Origin of the sequence: Larkinella bovis (genome assembly GCF_042655385.1) — a bacterium.
Lineage (GTDB): Bacteria > Bacteroidota > Bacteroidia > Cytophagales > Spirosomataceae > Larkinella > Larkinella bovis.
The window spans coordinates 205,140-224,125 of sequence record NZ_JBHSMA010000005.1 but is presented as its reverse complement, the minus strand read 5'-3'; the positions used below and the strand labels follow the sequence as shown (position 1 = coordinate 224,125).

Genomic DNA, 18,986 nt, shown 5'->3' with positions numbered 1-18,986 from the left:
TAAACCCGTTCGCTATGTCCCTAACCCTCTTTATCAACACCGTCTTGCCAAAGCGCGCCAATCGACTTTGGGTCGGCCCCGATGGGTACGACTTTTTGCATGCGCTCCCTGCGTCACCATTGCTTCACGGTTAAACAAAAAAACTAATGAAAAAACACGTACAATCTTTATTCATTTCGGGGCTGTTAAGGAGGATTTCGCTCATTCCCCTTTGCCTGATCATGCTGGTGGTTACCAGCCTGTATGCCACTGGAAAACCGCTTCTTGACCAAACCGTTAGCGGAACCGTCAAGGACGAAAAGGGAGAAGCCCTGCCGGGAGTCAGCGTCGTGCTAAAGGGAACAACGCGCGGTACGACGAGTGGGTCCGACGGAAGTTACCGGCTCGACGTGCCGAATGCCAATGCCGTGCTGATTTTCTCGTTCGTCGGGTATCAATCGCAGGAAATTACGGTTGGTAACCGCACCAGGGTGGATGTACAATTAGCCACTGGTGACCGTTCGCTCGACGAAGTGGTTGTAGTGGGATACGGTTCGCAACGCCGGCAGGATATTACGTCGGCGGTATCGACGATTAACATGAAGGATATTGGTGAACAACCCGCCAACAGCACGAATCAGCTGATTCAGGGCCGGGCGCCGGGCGTGGTGGTCAAGCAGAAAGCCGGAACGCCGGGTGGTGCTTTTGAAGTACGGGTTCGGGGCATTGGTTCCCTGGGTGCAGGGAGTAACCCGCTGTACGTCATCGACGGTTTTCCGGTGGGAACTGATGTCGGGCAAAACCTGAACCCGAACGATATCGAAAGCATTTCCATCCTGAAAGATGCGGCTTCGACGGCTATTTACGGAGCCAGGGGCTCAAACGGGGTTGTGCTGATTACAACCAAAAACGCTAAAGAGGGCAAGACCAATATCAATTTCTCCCTCGATTACGGTATTCAGAGCGTTCCGATGTCACGACGCGTGAAGATGCTGAACGGACCTGAATTCGCCCAGTTCAAAAAAGATGTCTTCATGGATCAGATCCGGATTCTGCAAGGACGCGAACCGTCGATTGAAGAAGTTCCCATCGGCTACCGGTTTCCGGAGCAGACCAAGTATTCGACGGACTGGTATGATCTGATCATGAATAAAAATGCCCCCTATTCCGACGCGAACCTGACGATTTCGTCCGGCGGAGGGCCCCTGAAAGCCTTGCTGTCGGTGGGGTATTACAAAGAAAACGGAACCATCAAGCACACAGATTACGACCGGATTTCGGTGCGTACCAATCTGGGAGGACAGGTTAACAAGTTCATCAATGTCGGCCTGAACGTCAATGGGTCGTACACCAACAACAACCTGGCCAACACCAACGGCCGCAGTGCCCTGGCTGGAGGAGCCCTGCTGATGGACCCGCGCGCAACCCCTTATAACCCAGACGGCTCCCTGATTCCGTACATCAACGGCGTCGATGGCGTATTCGGATTTCCGAACCCCCTGTTTGTGCTCGAAAACGTACTCCGGAGAAGAAACATCGCCGATGTGCTGGGCAACGGTTTTATTGAGGTATCGTTCCTGAAAGATTTCAAATTCCGGACGTCCGCCAACATCAAGCTCAATAATAACACCTATAAGGAGTTTGTACCGTCAACCATCGGTCTGTCGGTCGCAAACGGCACGGCGGGTGCCCCTCCGCGCATTGCCACGGAAACGGACAATACCGAAGAATTGACCAACTACGCGCTGGATCAACTGCTCACCTACACGCCCAAGCTCGGCACCAGCCATAGCCTGGAAGCTTTGGTGGGTTATACCGCCCAAAAGGAGCGGCTGCGCGGTATTACCGGTTCGGGTAATACGTTCCCCGACGACATGGTACCGTACCTGGGTGCGGCATCAATCCGGTCGGCGAATTCCTACGAATACGGCTGGACGATGCTGGCTTTCCTGAGCCGGGTCAACTACTCGTATAAAGACCGCTATCTGTTCTCGGCATCCTACCGCCGGGAAGGCAGCTCCCGGTTTGGCTCCCAGAATAAATACGGTAATTTCCCGGCGGCCTCCATCGGCTGGCGCGTGACAGAAGAAGCTTTCATGCCCAAACTGGACTGGCTAAGCGACCTCAAACTCCGGGCAAGCTGGGGGGTAACCGGAAACAACGATATTGGAAACTACCCGAGCCTGGCGTTTGTCAGCGCCAACAACTACATGCTGGGCAACGCTTTTGCCGCTGGCAAGGTGGTCAGCGCATTTGCCAACTCCGGCCTGAAATGGGAAAAATCGAACCAGCTGGATATCGGTATGGACCTGTCGCTATTCAACAACCAGTTGAATTTCAACTTCGAGTACTACAAAAAAATCACCAACGACATGCTGCTGCCGATCTCGATTCCGTCGGTTTCCGGTTTTACCACCAGTCTGGATAATATCGGTAAAGTAGAGAACCACGGCATTGAACTGGGCGCCGATTACCGCATTAACCTGGGTAACCTGACGTTGCGGACAAACGCGAATATTTCCTTCAACCGGAACAAGATCCTGGCTATCAAAGGGGCCAACGATATGTTGTGGTATGGCAGTTTCTATGGAGGGTACAACGTGCAGAAAGTGGGGCGCCCGATTGGGATGATTTACGGCTATCGCAAACTGGGTATCTTCAACACCCAGGCCGAAATCGACGCCTGGCCGAAGCAGGATGGTGCCATTCCGGGAGCAATGAAATTCTGGGATGCCAACGGCGACGGCGAAATTTCGTACGATACGCAGGACATGGTTGAAATCGGCAACCCCAACCCGGCCTTTACCTGGGCCTGGACGGTAGCCGCCGACTACAAGCGGTTCGACTTTAACATCATGTTCCTGGGGGCTCACGATTTCGACGTTTACCGGAACATCGAAGCCTCAACAATGAACATGGACGGCGTATTTAACGTCCTGGACAAAGCCAAAGACCGCTGGCGGTCGGCCGAAAATCCGGGCTCCAACCCCAATGCAAAAAATTCGCAGGGTGGTACCAGCTACTTCAAATGGTCACGGGAGAGCAGCGAACGCTACGTGTACGACGCCAGCTATACCTGGCTGAAAACCATCACCATCGGCTATAACTTTCCCCGGTTCAAATCCGTCCTGAGCAATGCCCGGATTTTTGTGACCGGCAACAACCTCTTCATGTTTACCAAATACCCCGGTAACAACCCGGATGCGGGCGTACGCGGTGGAAACGAGCTGAATAATGACGATGAGTCCTATCCGGTTCCGAGAACAATGGCAGCAGGTATTAAACTCAACTTCTAATCGTCACGAAAATGAAAAAAATAACCGTCATAGGGACCTTTCTTCTTTGCATGACTCAGTTTTCGTGTAAGGATGACTTTCTGGTCACCACCGATCCGACCCGGATTGGCACCGATCTCTTTTATAAAACCGAAACCCAGTTTCTGCAAGCACTGAATGGTGTATACGGCCAGTTGCAGCAGATCACGAACTCGGCTTACATCTTCCAGGAATTCCCGTCGGATAATACGACGCTGGACTTCAATCCGCTCGACCGCGGGGGAGCCGCCGGATGGGAAGCCTTCGAATTCTCGACGGTCAATCAGGGAAATGGCGAAATTGCCAACCTCTGGAACCTCTATTACTCTGCGCTTTACAACACCAACTATACCCTGGAAAAGCTATCGACCAGCACGCTCGATGCAGCGGCTAAAGGTCCGATCGAGGGGCAGTTGAAGTTCCTGCGGGCGTATTTCTATTTCCACCTGGTGCAGTATTTCGGGGATGTGATCCTGGTTACCTCAACGCTGGCTAATCCCAATCAGGCCTTTGACCTGGTACGTTCTCCCCAGGCCGAAGTCTGGGCGCAGATTGAAAAGGATCTGAAAGAAGCCATTACGCTGTTGCCCGCCACATACCCGACAAATCAGGTCGGACGGGTTACCAAAGGAGCTGCCCTCGGTATTTTGGGCAAAGTGTACCTGACCCAGAAAAAATACACCGATGCCGTTTCAACCCTGAAACAAATTCTACCCCTGGGATATTCCCTAAATGGGAATTATCAGGACAACTTCAACCCGGCCCGGAAAAACGGCCCAGAATCTCTGTTTGAAGTTCAGTATCAGGGCGGTAATGACCTCGGCGAGTGGAGCAACTTTGCGTATCTGTTTGCTCCCCGGCTGTCGGCGGGTGCTATTACAGGCTTTGCCAATACCGCCCCCTCCGGACGGAACATTCCCACGAACGACATGATTGCCGCGTATGAACCCGGCGATCTCCGGAAAGATGTCTCGCTGAAAACCAGCTATACCCTGAACGGAACGGTGGTTCAGATGCCTTACGTCACCAAGTACACGTATCCGCACACCCTAACCGGACGGACGGATAACAACTGGCCGGTTCTGCGCTATGCGGATGTGCTGCTTATGCTGGCAGAGTCGATCAACGAAGCTACGGGTCCGTCGGCCGAAGCCTTCGACTACCTGAATCAGATCCGGAAACGGGCCGGTCTGGCGGCTAAAACGGGCCTGGACAAAGTAGCGCTCCGGGATGCTATCCTGAAAGAACGGCGCGTCGAACTGGCCTTTGAAAACCACCGCTGGTTTGATTTACGCCGGACTAAAACTCCCGCCGAACTGGCGGCTTTCATGAACGCCTACGGTGCCAAGGAAAAAGCCAAACCGACAGTTGACCGAGGTGGAATTGCCTTCAATGCGCTGGATTACGTCTATACGGAAAATGAATATTTTCTGCCCGTTCCGGCTCCGCAAATCCTTATTAATAACAAGCTGACCCAGAATCCGGGATACTAAAGGAAAGTGCAGGATAGTTTATCGTAAAAAATGCACCTTATTGGACGGATTAATGTTAAATTAGGATTGATCCGTGCTTTAAGGTGCATTTATTATAAGGCTTGTCAACTAATCTTTTTTACAAAGTGACCGTTTTAACCGAATCGTTTTGGCTTTGGCAGTTTTTGGGGCGTCTGCATCCGCTGATCGTCCACTTTCCGGTCGGCCTGCTGTGTGTTGCCCTTTTGCTCGAAATTATTGGCTGGTCGCGCAAATCCGATGAAATGCGGGCGGGCATTAAGGCGCTCGTCTGGATCGGTGCGATCAGTTCCGTGGTGGCCGCGGCTTTTGGCCTGATTCTGGTGAATCAGGAAGAATACGGTGGCAACACCGTTACGGTACACCAGTGGTCGGGACTGGCCACTATGGCGCTGGCGTTGCTGACGGTTTTTGCCCTGCGGACCCGCCGGACCCTCCTGTACCGGAGTTTACTTTTTCTGACGGTTTTTGGCGTAACCATCGCCGGTCATTACGGCGCGCTCCTGACCCACGGCGAAGATTACCTAACCAGCGTACTGCCGTTTGGCCCAGAAGCCGAACCCGCCAATTCTACCAGCCCGAACCTGGCATTTATCAGCACGACCAGCCAATCCCTCACTGAAAAACAGATTGAAGACCTGAATCTGGAAGTCCGGTCGATTCTGGCGCATAATTGCTACAGTTGCCACAGTGCTACCAAAACCAAAGGTGAGCTGCGGCTCGATAAAAAGGAATTGCTGTTCAAAGGGGGTGAAAACGGCCCGATTCTGAAGGCCGGTCATCCGGAAAGTAGTGACATCATCCGCCGGGTCAAACTGCCCGCCGGTCACGACGACGCCATGCCAACCAAAGGCAAACGGCTGACGGCCAACGAAATTGCCGTTCTTGAATTCTGGATCAAACAGGGTGCACCCTGGCCAAGTGGGTCCGAAAAAAGCATTTACCGCGTGGCCGAACTAGCCCCCCGAATGCCCGCCATTCCGGCTGCCACCGGCGACCTGACCAACCCCATCGACCGGTTTGTCAATGTCTATTTTCAGCAGCATAAAATCAGCTGGAAAGCGCCCGTTGATGACCGGACCTACCTGCGTCGGGTGTATCTGGATGTAATCGGTCTGCTGCCGACGCCCGAACAGATTCAGGCGTTCACGGCGGATAGCCGTCCGGATAAACGGGCGTTGCTGGTAACCGACTTACTGAATCAAAACGAAAATTACGCGCAGCATTGGCTCACATTCTGGAACGATGCGCTGCGCAACGATTATACCGGAACGGGTTATATTACGAAAGGGCGCTTCGACATTACGAAGTGGCTGTATACCTCCCTGAAAACGAATAAACCGTACAACCAGTTTGTGCGCGAGCTCCTCAACCCAACCGAAGAATCATCCGGTTTTATCAAAGGAATTAAATGGCGCGGCACCATCAACTCAAGCCAGAGTACCGAAATGCAGGCCGCCCAGAACGTGGCACAGGTCTTTCTGGGACTGAATCTGAAATGCGCGTCCTGCCACGACAGTTTTATCAGCGACTGGAAACTGGCCGATGCCTACGCCTTCGCCAATGTGTTTTCGGATACGACTCTGGAAATCCACCGCTGCGACAAACCGACGGGTAAACTGGCCGATCGCCGGATTCTGTTCAAAGAGTTGGGCACCATCAGCGGGGAAGCGCCCACACCGGAACGGCTCCGGCAACTGGCGGAGTTTATGGTACAACCCAAAGACGGACGGCTGTACCGCACGTTGGTCAACCGGATCTGGGCGCAGTTGATGGGGCGCGGCCTGGTCGAACCCGTCGATGTGATGGATAACGCACCGTGGAGCCAGGATCTGCTGGACTGGCTGGCGTCCGACTTCACAGCCAACGGCTACAATATCAAGCGGTTGATGACCCAGATTCTGACCTCCAAAACCTACCAGCTGCCCTCCATCAGCGTGAAAGATCCGGAAATGCTGACGGCGCCAACGTATGTGTTCGAAGGCATGGTTCGTCGGCGGATGTCAGCGGAACAGTTCGCCGATGCGGTCAGCCTGGCCTTCAGCCCGATGTATGCCGACTCGTCGCTGGCGGAGAAGCTCTTGCCCGAAACCATTAAGAAAGAAATTCCCTTCCCGCGTGCTTCGCTGGTGAAAAACGACCGGTTTTTGACGGCACTGGGTCGCCCGAACCGGGAAACCGTCAGCACCAGCCGGACCTCCCAGGCCAATCTGTTGCAGGCCCTGGAACTGACCAACGGGGCCAAATTCAATATCGCCCTTAAACAGGGTGCCCTGGCGTGGCAAACCAAATACCCGGCTGCGGATGACCTGGTGCGTGAGTTATACTGGAAAGCGCTGGGCCGGCCCCCGCAACCCAAGGAACTGGCCGTAGCCGAGAAAATCGTCGGAAAGAAACCGAGTATTGAAGGCATTCAGGATTTGGTATGGGCCATCAGCCTGCACCCTGAATTTCAGTTAATCAATTAATAGCCAATCCAATAAACCGGGCTGATCGACCGGTTTTAAAACCCAAAAATACGATGAAACCACGGTGGAACAGACGGGAGTTTTTGCAGCGCACCAGCGCAGCGACCCTGGCAGCGATGGCCGCCAGTGCGCCGATGGCGAGCCTTCTGTCGGGCTGTAAAACCAAAAAAATCGGCCAGACGGACGGAACCGCCGACACGGTCATTCTGCTCTGGATGGCCGGGGGCATGGCTCATACCGAGACCTTCGACCCGAAAAAATACACGCCTTACGAGACGGGCATGGAAGGAAACCGGGTACTGAGTACGTTCAAACCGGTACCCACGGTGCTGGACGGTATTAATTTTTCGGAAGGACTCGAATCCATTGGCAAGGTGATGGACAAGGGAACGCTCATCCGGTCGTATGTGTCGGCTGACCTGGGTTTTATTCTCCATTCGCGTCACCAATATCACTGGCATACCTGCTATGAACCGCCCCAAACCGTCGCAGCTCCGCATATCGGTTCCTGGATTGCCAAAGAACTCGGGCCGAAAAACCCGGTTATTCCGGCTTTCATCGATATCGGGCAGCGGTTTACGGTGGGCGAAGCCGAGGAACTCAAGGCGTTTCACACGGCTGGTTTTCTGGGAAATGAATTTGGTCCCTTTTTCATTCCGGACCCGAGCCAGGGCCTCGAAAGTGTTCGTCCGCCGGTGGGCATGGACGCCAAACGGTTTGAGCGTCGGAACCAGTTGTATAACGACCTGATCAGCAACAGCCCGTTCGGCGAATTTGGGAGCGATTACCAGAAAGAATCGCTCCGGCGCTCGATGGAACAGGCTTATATGCTGCTGAATTCGCCGGAGGCCAAGGCGTTCGACCTGAGCCAGGAACCGAAGGAAATCTACGATATCTACAATACCGGGCGGTTTGGGCTGGGCTGCCTGCTGGCCCGCCGGCTGACCGAACAGGGGGCGCGGTTTATCAGCGTCACGACGGAGTACGAACCGTTCAAAGGCTGGGATACGCACGAAAATGGCCATACGCGCCTGGTTGACATGAAAAAAATGATCGACGGCCCCATTGCCCAGTTGGTGAAAGACCTCGACAAAACCGGCCATCTGGACCGGACGATGATCGTGCTGGCCAGTGAATTCAGCCGGGATATGATGGTCGAAGGCCGTCCGGGCGAGAAAGTAAAAGAGCAGGTGAACCAGCCGGAGATTCTGACTGACCCGAAATTCTACGGCATGCACCGGCATTTTACCGACGGCAGTTCGATGCTGATGTTCGGCGGAGGCATCAAGAAAGGATTCGTCTACGGAAAAACCGCTGACGAACGGCCTTGCAAAACGATCGAAAACCCGGTCAAGATCGACGGGGTTCACCAGACGATTTACCACGCGCTCGGTATTCCGGAAGACACCCAGTATGAGATCGAAAAGCGTCCTTTCTATACCACGCCCGATGGAAAAGGCAAAGCAGTCATGGATTTATTAGCCTGAAGCCGTTCTCAAAATCAGACAATTTAATCGAATAAGCATCCTTTTTCGGCTAAAACAGCAGAGTAAAGGATAGTCAGAAAAATATATTTTGCTTAATTGAACTAATTTTATAATTAGTTGGAGTTTACTAATTGCGTTTTATGACTGTAAATATCCCTATTTCAGTACAGTATGGGTATCCCCTTCGATTGAAGCCATGCTATCCACCAGTCTAACTTAACCATGTTCACTTAACACCAATCTTAATTATGGCGTAAAATTCAGTTCGTTAACGGCGTCTACAATACCGGACCATTGTGGCGCTCCCATCCCAGCCGCTCCAGGAAACCATTCCCTTGCGAGCGGGGATTCTGTGATCATTTAACCCTTATTCGTTTTGTTTATGAAAAAAAGCATTACTCAGTTGGGCAACCCCCAACAGATTGTAAAGCACGCACTAACCCAGTGCGTATTGCTCAGTTTGCTCACCAGCTCCGTTTGGGCTCACACCAGTACTGACAAGCCTGACTTAAAGAAAAAATCAAACAGCATTGCTTCACAGGTGGCCATCGATGTCACCGGTACGGTAACCGATGAATCGGGCGCCGGACTGCCGGGGGTCAACGTAGTGGTCAAAGGTTCTACGCAGGGAACGACCACTGACGCCGACGGGAAATTCAGAATTTCCGTTCCAGATACCCGGGCAACGCTCGTTTTCAGCTCCGTTGGTTACCTCAAACAGGAAGTGGTCGTCGGTGGCCAGACCTCCCTCAGCATCCGGTTGAAACCGGATGATCAGACGCTGTCGGAAGTGGTCGTCGTGGGGTATGGTAGCCAGCTGAAGAAAGAAGTAACGGGTGCCGTTCAAACGGTGACGGCGAAAGAACTGAAAGACATTCCGGTTTCGCAGGTTACCCAGAAACTCCAGGGTCGTCTGGCCGGGGTACAAATCAACCAGGCCACCGGTAAACCAGGCCAGGGGATGTCCGTCCGGATCCGGGGGCAATTGTCGGTTTCGGCGGGTAGCGAGCCGCTGTACGTCGTCGACGGTTTTCCGATCACGGGTAACATCGGTGCTCTGAACCCGGACGAGATTGAAGACATTTCGGTTCTGAAAGATGCTTCGTCTACGTCACTGTACGGTTCGCGGGCCGCCAACGGGGTCGTTCTGATTACAACCAAGCGGGGCAAAGCCGGTCAAACCAACGTCAGTTTCAATGCCTTTGCGGGGGTTCAGCAAGTGCCGGAACGAGGCCGGATCAAAATGTTGAACGCCGTTGAATTTGCGCAGTTCAAAAAGGAATTCTACGAAGACATGAACCAACCGGTTCCGGTTGAATTCCAAAACCCGTCGCAATACGAAGGGAAAAACAACGATTGGTATGGTGCCGTATTGCGTACCGCCCCCATGCAGAGTTACAACCTGAGTATTACGTCCAATACCGAAAAATCAAGAACCGCCATTGTGGCCGGTATTTTCAATCAGGAAGGCGTGGTTCTGAACAACAAGTATTTGCGGTATTCGCTTCGGATGAACACGGATTACGATATTTCCGACAAAGTCCGGGTGGGTTTCAACATCGCTCCACAGTACGTTTTTGATAATACACCCCGTACGGACGGTGATCGCGGAACGGGGATTCTGTTCAACGCGCTGCACACCTGGCCGGTGATGCCGATTCGGGATGCAAACGGCGAACTGACCAAATACAACCAGTTCCCAGGCAGTACCGGCAACATTTATGCCTACCCGAACTGGGTGCGGGCGGCTGAAGAACTCACCAACGAAACCAAACAGACGAAGTTATTGTCCAATGCGTACGTTCAGTACAGCCCGATCAAAGGCCTGAACCTCAAATCGACGATTAACATCGAGTTTGAAAACAACAAGTTCTTCTTCTTTAACCCATCGACGGCCACCAGCGCCATCAACGTACCCATCCCGACCACGGCGGTTTCCATTCGTCAATCCCTGGAGAACGTCGGCTGGCTGAACGAAAACACGGCCACGTATTCGCGGACTTTCGGTGATCACAATTTTGAGTTGCTGGGCGGTTTTACGAACCAACGTTACCGTCAGGAATTTTCGCGGATTCAGGCCGATACCTACGCGGATGACCGGCTGCCGACCATCCAGGGGGCGCTCAACATCAACCGGGGTGGTACGAACAATGGGATCAACGAATGGACGCTGACCTCGCTGCTCTCGCGCTTGAACTATAATTACAAAGGGAAATACCTGTTTACGGCGGCCATCCGGCGCGATGGTTCTTCCCGGTTTGGATCCAACAACCGCTGGGGTACGTTCCCATCCGTTTCGGCGGGCTGGGTTGTTTCGGATGAAGACTTCCTGAAAAGCACCCCGGAAATATCCTTTGCCAAACTGCGGGCCAGCTACGGGGTGATTGGTAATAATAACATTGGGAACTATACCCAGTATGCCCTCGTCAATAACACGGTTAATGCCGTATTTGGCAATACCGTGGCTACCGGTGCTGTCGTGACCTCACTGGCCAACCAGAATCTGGGCTGGGAAACAACCAAACAGTTGGATTTAGGGCTGGACCTGGGGCTGTTCAACGACCGGATTCAGTTTACGTATGACTTCTACCAGAAGAACACAACCAATCTGCTTTACAGCGTTCAGATTCCGCAGGAAGCCGGCTTTGGGAACTTCTTTGATAACATTGGTGAAATTAAGTTCTGGGGCCACGAATTTGCGCTGAATACCCGCAATACCGAAGGCAAACTGAAATGGACGACCAACGCCAACATTTCCTTCAACCGCAATAAAGTGCTGGAACTGGCACCGGGCATCGACCGGGTTTACGGAACGTTCCACATCACACAGGTTGGTCAGCCCTTCGGGATGTTTTACGGTCTGGTGAAGGAAGGTTTCTACAGAACCCAGGAAGAAGTTAATTCATCCCCCATTATTCCGGGACGTTCTGCCATCGGGACCATCAAAATGAAGGACGTCAATGGCGATGGTGTCATTACGTACGGAGGGGATGCCGACGACCGGACCATTATCGGGAACCCGTTCCCGAAATTCACCTACGGTATCGTCAACAACCTGACCTACGGTAACTGGGATCTGTCGATCGTTGGCTCCGGTTCCTATGGCAACCAGCTCTGGATTCGTCACCTCTACAGCACGGCCAACCTGGATGGCGTGTTCAACATGGTGGCGGGTGTTAAAGACCGTTTCCGCGTTAAAAACGTTACGAACTCAGCCGGCCAGGGTGTGGCGACGACCGTCATCACGGAAGGAAACGGAATGTTCGGAGCCACCAACAACGGCGGGAACTTCACCGGAATCGAACGGGACTGGAACAGCTCCCACTTCCTGGCCGATGCTTCGTTCTTTACCATCAAAAACATCACCCTGGGTTACAACATCGGCGCGATCAATAAATTTTTCAAATCGGCCCGTCTGTATGCGTCCGTTCAGCAGGTGTATGTATTCACCAAATACTGGGGTGGCCCGAATCCGGAAACCAGTGCACAGGGGGATGGAAATGGCGATGGCGGTAACCTCAGCCAGGGTGTCGATCTGTCAAACTACCCGGTTCCGCGTACCTATACCCTGGGTGTTAACCTGAATTTTTAAGCCATAAAATTCAGATCAACTTTCGACCATTCTTATTTACTACTGGAATGAAAAAAACAATCATACTTTGCAGTCTTCTGGGGCTACTATCGACGGGTTGCCAGGACAATTTTCTGTCGGTCGTACCCGAAACAAGCCTGAGTTCAGCCACCTTCTTCAAATCGCAGGCCGATTTTCAACAGGCCGTCAATGCAGCCTACGTGCCGTTGCGGCAAATTAACAACGAACGGGCCTGGGTTTTGGAAGAAATGCACTCCGACAATACCTATTACGCCCGAAATATCCTGTTTGGTGCCGTTGATGCCACGGAGAACGTAGCAGACTTCGCCATACCAACCGCTAATGGCGTAACCGCCAACGATAACGTTCTGGTGATTTACCGGCTCTATTTTCAGATCGTTGCCCGGACGAACCAGATTCTGTCCCTGATTGATGGCGTAGAATTCGACGCAGCCGCCAAAAGCAATCTGAAAGGACAAGCCCTTTTTCTGAGGTCTTACGCGTATTTTGAACTGGTCCGCCTGTTTGGAAAAGTGCCGCTGCACCTGACGCCCGTTACCAACCGGGAAGAAGCCGCTCTGCCCCTGGCTACGACGGAGCAGCTCTACGCCCAGGTTGAAAAAGATGCGACAGAAGCGGGGAACCTTCTGCCCAACAAGGCCACTCAGGAGGCCGGACGGGCCACTTCGGGTGCTGCCAAGACGGTGCTGGCCAACCTTTACATGGTTCAGAAGAAATGGGCACAAGCCGAAACCGTGCTACGGGATATCATTGCGAACGGGGGCTATAGCCTCGTTCCAGATTATGCCAACACCGTTTCAACCACGACGGCCAACAAGAACAACTCGGAGTCGATCTTCGAAGTTCAGTACATGGAAGGCGCTGCGGGCTTCAATGGCAACCAGATTTACCGTTTTATTCCGGCCCCCATTACAATTGCCGAATTGGCACCGATAACGGGCACCTCGAATCCGCAGGCAATCTCGGGCGAAAACAATAACATTCCGACCCCCGACATCATCGCGGCTTACGAAACCGGCGACAAACGGAAGGATATCTCCATCGGTTATGTGACCTTAAGTCAGAGTGCCCGGGAGAACAAGGTGTATCCCTACATTAAAAAATACGCTAAAACGCATTCGGTTCACAACAATACCGGCCAGAACTGGCCGATTTACCGGTATGCCGAAGTGCTGCTGTTTATGGCAGAGGCACTCAACGAACAGGGAAAAACCGCCGACGCGGCCCCCTACCTGAACCAGATCCGGACGCGGGCGGGTCTGGCGGCTACCACCGCCACCAGCCAGACGGCCATGCGGGAAGCAATTTTCAAAGAGCGCCGGGTCGAACTGGCCTTTGAAAACAAACGCTGGTTCGATCTGGTCCGGACAGGACGGGTCAAAGAAATCATTGGCGCCTATGGAGCACGCGTGAAAGCGAATCCGCAGGATTATTATTTCCCGAAAGGGGCCGTTCCGCCACCAAACGCGTTCACGGTTCTGGACGACTACTACGCGCTTCCGGCCGTTGAGGCCGCGTTGACTCCGCATTTTTAACAGTGAGTACCCGGGCGGTTTTTCGAAACCGCCCGGCTTTTTACCCATTCATCACCACCCACAGCTTTCTATTTACGCAATCAGTAAGAAGACGTTTCTTTTTCCTTTTAAACCATACGGTAGCTAACCCACACGGAATTAACCGATACCTCTTGCCCATCTCTAGCCAATCGATTTAAATAATTTGTTCCGGTCAGTACACCGCCGGACAATCCTTTAAAAGGATATCAACTATTTTACCATTTCATTGATTTTTTATCACTTAAGAGTTAACGACTTTTCCCGGCTTTCGGGCCAAACCGCATTTTTTACTGTATAAACCCGATTAACTTATGTTTTCAACGTACCGATCGGTCAAGTTGCTTTTATCGGTTTCCGCACTGGCACTACTCGGGGCATCCTGGGTTACCATGCAGGTTTCGGGAACGGATAAGAACCTCGCCGACAATTCAAAAATCGACAAGCTGAAGCTCCTGCCCGGTTTCAAGGCGGAGCATCTCTACAGCCCTTCCGAAGAAAAGTTAGGTTCCTGGGTTTCGATGGCATTCGACGACAAAGGCCGCATGATTACCTCGGACCAGTATGGCTCGCTCTACCGCTTAGTGTTACCCCCCATCGGTTCCGGGGGCAAACCCAAAGTTGAAAAACTGACCATCAAATCCGACACAGTGGGTATGGGCTACGCGCAGGGGTTACTCTACGCCTTCAACAGCCTGTACGTGATGGTAAACAACCGGCCCAGCCAACGGTTTCCAAAACCGAGTGGGCTGTACCGCTTACAGGATACGGACGGCGATGATCAGTTCGATAAGGTGACGCTGTTGCGCGAATTGAAAGGAGAAGGCGAACACGGCCCGCATAGCGTGGTGTTGTCGCCCGACAAAAAATCGCTTTATGTCGTGGCTGGGAACCACACGGATGTTCCGCCCATGGATATGTACCGCTTACCGTCTAACTGGAAGGAAGACAACCTTTTCCCGTTGATTAAAGACCCGCGTGGACACGCCAACGACCGTATGGCTCCCGGCGGCTGGATTGCCAATGTGGACCCCGAAGGCAAGCGCTGGGAACTGATCGGAGCCGGTTTCCGGAATGAGTTCGACGTGGCTTTTAACGAAAATGGGGATATGTTCACCTACGATTCGGACATGGAGTGGGATTTTGGTACACCCTGGTATCGCCCAACCCGCATTTGCCACGTCCCGAGCGGAGCCGAATTTGGCTGGCGAACCGGTAACAGCAAGTGGCTGCCGGGCAATCCCGACAACCTGCCCGCCCTGGTCAATATCGGACAGGGTTCACCCACTAACGTGTTCTACGGATCGAATGCCAAATTCCCGCAAAAATACCGCCAGTCCCTGTATGCCTTCGACTGGAGCTTTGGGATCATTTACTCCATTCACCTGAAGCCCAAAGGTGCCACGTATGCCGGCGAACGGGAGGAATTTATCTCTGGCTCACCGCTTCCGCTGACCGACGGAACCATTGGCCCCGATGGTGCCATGTACTTCCTGACGGGTGGCCGTCGGCTGGAATCCGATCTGTACCGGGTGTATTACAACGGTTCGGAATCGACTTCGACTACGCCCCTGGCGGCCAACACCACGCCCGAACATAAACTCCGGACGAGCCTGGAGCAATACCACGGCAAGGTAGATCCGGCCGCAGTAAATGCCGCCTGGCCGCATCTGAACCACCCCGACCGCTTTGTTCGCTATGCAGCCCGGATTGCCGTTGAAAACCAGCCCGTAGACCAATGGCAGGCCAAAGCACTGGCCGAAACCAACCCGCAACGGGCCACGCAGGCCATTGTAGCACTGGCCCGGCAAGGAAAGGCTGATGTGAAAAGCAGCGCCATCAATACCCTGCTGAAAATCAATTACCCCCAGCTTTCCGAATCGCAGCAGTTTGATGTGCTCCGTGCTTTTGAGTTGATTTTCCTGCGGATGGGTGCGCCCGAAGCCGCTGACAAATCAAAGGTTATCGCGTACCTCAACCCCCATTATCCGGCCAAAACCGCTTTACTGAACCGGGGCCTGAGCAAAGTGCTGATCTACCTGGAAGCGCCGGGTGTCATTAACAAAACGCTGGCGCTGATGGAGAAGAAAGAGGAACCGGGAATGGATGCGCTGGATTTAACACCCGCAACGGCCTCTTCCGACCTGATTCTGCGGAACCCGCAGTATGGTTTGGACATCGCTAAGATGCTGGAAAAAGTACCGCCCTTGCAACAGACGTATTATGCCGTCATGCTGAGCCGTCAGGAAACCGGCTGGACACCCGAACTGCGGAATAAGTATTTCACCTGGTTTGGCAACGCATTCAAGTTTCAGGGAGGACGCAGTTACGTCGGCTTTATCGACCGTGCCCGCAAACTGGCCCTGGCTCACGTTCCCAAAGATCAGTTTGAAAAATACAACAAAATGTCAGGAGCGGATCTGCTGACAACGTCGGGCAACGACCTGGCGATGGGGTATGCCCCCAAGGGACCGGGTCGGCGCTGGCAACTGGATGATGCCGTGGCCGCCGTGGGCACCGATCTGTCGGGCCGGAATTTCGAACAGGGCAAGAAAATTTACGGTGCCATTCTTTGCAGCCGTTGCCATTCGATCCAGGGCGAAGGTGGTGACATTGGCCCGGATCTGACCCAACTCGGCACCCGGTTCTCGAACAAAGACATGCTGGAGGCCATCATCGATCCCAACAAAGCGGTTTCGGACCAGTATGCGTCGACGATTTATATCCTGAAAAATGGTCAGTCGGTGGTCGGCCGTCAGCTTTCGGAAGACAAGACGAGTTACACCATTTCGCAGAACCCGTTTGCGCCGGATCAAACCCGCAAGATTCTGAAAAAAGATGTAACGTCAACCAAGTTTTCCAGCGAATCGATCATGTTGCCGGGTTTGATCAACGCCCTGAACCCCGAGGAACTGAAAGACCTGATGGCGTACCTGAAAGCCGGTGGAAACCCCAATAACGAAGTGTATAAAACGAGTGGCGGAGCCGCCAAAGGCAAATAAATAACGAGAAGAACCGTAATGACCCGTTTCAACCGGGAATTACGGTTCTTCGTTTTCGTAAACGTTCACGTGCTAAAAAACGAAAGTACAATGTTGACAAAAATAAGATTGAAACTCCTTCCGGTCGGGCTGACACTGGCCGCCCTGCTCATTAGTGGTGTCGCAACGACCACCCTGGCCCAGGGGAAAAAGAGTAAAAAAGATAAAGGGTTTGTCTCAATCTTCAACGGCAAAAATCTGGACGGCTGGGATGCCGACCCGACGTATTGGCGGGCTGAAAACGGCGTATTGATCGGTGAGATCACCCCAACGACGCTCCTGAAAACGAATAACTTCATCATCTGGAAAGGTGGACAACCCGCCGACTTCGAATTGAAAGGCGAGTTCAATATCACCGAAACCGGCAACTCCGGCATCAACTACCGCAGCGAACAGCTCACCGACATTCCCTTCGCCCTGCGTGGCTACCAGGCCGACATCGACGGCAAAAACAACTACACCGGCCAGAATTACGAAGAACGCAAACGCACAACGCTGGCGTACCGCGGCCAGAAAACCACCATTAAACCGTATACCGGTCCCGCAACACCGGAAGGCATTCGCTCCAACGTCAGCCGGAATGCCTGGAATGGCCTGAACGTGACCGGTTCGCTGGGTAGTTCAGACTCCCTGAAGACGTTGATCAAGAGCGGTGACTGGAATTCGTTCCACCTGATTATCAAAGGCAACAAGCTACAGCACTACATCAACGGCGTGCTGATGAGCGAGGTCACCGATGAAGACACCGTCAACGGAGCCGCTAAAGGGTTGCTCGGTGTTCAGGTGCACGTTGGTCCGCCGATGAAAGTGCAATACCGCAATCTGATGATCAAGCAGTTGTAGAGTTTACAGTAGTCGGTTTTCAGTTTACGGTTTACGGTGAGCTGACGCACGCCATTCATAAAGTGCATTCGCTTATCGTAAACCGTAATCCGTAAATCGTAAACGAAAAACAGATTTGACACCCTCAACCTGGCATAATAAACTTTCCCACCCGGCACAATGGGGTGGCATTGAAACCGCAGTACTCGATAACGGTTCCGGGCGCGGTACCCGCATCGCCTGGATCAATACCGGTACTGGTCTGCGGTACAAAGTGGTCATCGACCGGGCGATGGACATCGCCGATGCGTTTTACAACCAGCACGGGCTTGCCTGGCTGAGCCATTCCGGCATTACGCCCCCGCAGCCATTTTCCGATCAGGGTATCGACTGGCTCCGGACGTTCAACGGCGGGATGCTCACGACCTGCGGACTGACGCACGTGGGTGGACCCGAATCCGACGAATACGGGCAACGCGGTCTGCACGGCGAAATCAGCAACATCCCGGCCGAAATCGAATCCATCATCCAGCCCGATCCGGCCGTGGGCCGACTCGACTTCAGCATCACGGGCCGCATTCGCCAGACGCGCGTTTTTGGCCCCAGCCTGGAGTTGAAGCGCACGATTTCGGGTACGCTCGGCCAGGCCATCATCCGGATTCAGGATGAAGTAACCAACCGGGCCAACACCACCGCCCCGCACATGCTGCTGTACCACTTCAACTTCGGCTGGCCGCTGGTCGACGAAGGAACCGACCTTATCTGGCAGGGCGACTGGCAACCCCGGAACCCGGATCAGGCCACCATCTTTGTGGAAGGCAATGACTTCCGAAAGTGTCCGGCTCCGCTGGACGATCACAACGGTTTTGGCGAAGAAGTGGCCATCATCGACCCCCAGGCCGATGATCATGGTATCTGTACCGCCGGATTGCACAATGCCAACCTCGGTTTTGCCCTGGCCTTGCGGTTTCGGAAAGACCAGTTACCGTGGCTGACGAACTGGCAACACTGGGGCCAGGGCGAATACGTAACCGGCCTCGAACCGGGCACCCACCCACCCATTGGGCAGGCAGCCGCCCGCGAGCAGAATACCCTGCTCTTCCTGGCACCGGGCGAAAGTCGACGTTATGACGTCGACATCGAAATTTTGAGTAAGGAAGAGACCCTTCGTTCCTTTTTAAGAAAATAAGTGTAAGTC

9 protein-coding genes are annotated in these 18,986 nt (G+C 53.3%); all 9 read left to right on the top strand.

Going from position 1 to position 18,986, the window contains the following annotated elements; translation table 11 throughout:
• Window positions 1–221 precede the first annotated feature (221 nt).
• The 9 genes from ACFPMF_RS17390 to ACFPMF_RS17350 all read left to right on the top strand — a co-directional run bounded on the left by ACFPMF_RS17390 (window position 222) and on the right by ACFPMF_RS17350 (window position 18,977).
• Window positions 222–3,275, top strand: a complete 3,054-nt coding sequence (locus tag ACFPMF_RS17390; RefSeq protein WP_379847961.1) for a SusC/RagA family TonB-linked outer membrane protein — start codon at window positions 222–224, stop codon at window positions 3,273–3,275.
• 11 nt (window positions 3,276–3,286) lie between these two features.
• A complete protein-coding gene (locus tag ACFPMF_RS17385) occupies window positions 3,287–4,786 on the top strand; it encodes a RagB/SusD family nutrient uptake outer membrane protein (RefSeq protein WP_379847569.1) in 1,500 nt (499 codons plus the stop codon).
• A 125-nt stretch (window positions 4,787–4,911) separates the two neighbouring features.
• Window positions 4,912–7,272, top strand: a complete 2,361-nt coding sequence (locus tag ACFPMF_RS17380; RefSeq protein ID WP_379847568.1) for a DUF1549 domain-containing protein — start codon at window positions 4,912–4,914, stop codon at window positions 7,270–7,272.
• 53 nt (window positions 7,273–7,325) lie between these two features.
• Window positions 7,326–8,759 (top strand): DUF1501 domain-containing protein, encoded by a 1,434-nt coding sequence (locus ACFPMF_RS17375; protein WP_379847567.1) that lies wholly within the window; start codon window positions 7,326–7,328, stop codon window positions 8,757–8,759.
• Between the two features lie 382 nt (window positions 8,760–9,141).
• Window positions 9,142–12,351, top strand: a complete 3,210-nt coding sequence (locus tag ACFPMF_RS17370; protein WP_379847566.1) for a SusC/RagA family TonB-linked outer membrane protein — start codon at window positions 9,142–9,144, stop codon at window positions 12,349–12,351.
• Between the two features lie 47 nt (window positions 12,352–12,398).
• On the top strand, window positions 12,399–13,907 hold the full coding sequence (locus ACFPMF_RS17365; RefSeq protein WP_379847565.1) for a RagB/SusD family nutrient uptake outer membrane protein: 1,509 nt from the start codon (window positions 12,399–12,401) through the stop codon (window positions 13,905–13,907).
• Between the two features lie 332 nt (window positions 13,908–14,239).
• Window positions 14,240–16,927: a c-type cytochrome gene (locus ACFPMF_RS17360; RefSeq protein ID WP_379847564.1), complete on the top strand. Its 2,688-nt coding sequence runs from the start codon at window positions 14,240–14,242 to the stop codon at window positions 16,925–16,927.
• A gap of 90 nt (window positions 16,928–17,017) precedes the next feature.
• Window positions 17,018–17,809, top strand: coding sequence for a 3-keto-disaccharide hydrolase (locus ACFPMF_RS17355; RefSeq protein WP_379847563.1), 792 nt, complete (start codon window positions 17,018–17,020; stop codon window positions 17,807–17,809).
• Between the two features lie 115 nt (window positions 17,810–17,924).
• The gene (locus ACFPMF_RS17350; protein WP_379847562.1) at window positions 17,925–18,977 is read left to right on the top strand and encodes an aldose 1-epimerase family protein; all 1,053 of its coding nucleotides are present in this window, start codon (window positions 17,925–17,927) and stop codon (window positions 18,975–18,977) included.
• The last annotated feature ends 9 nt before the right edge of the window (window positions 18,978–18,986 follow it).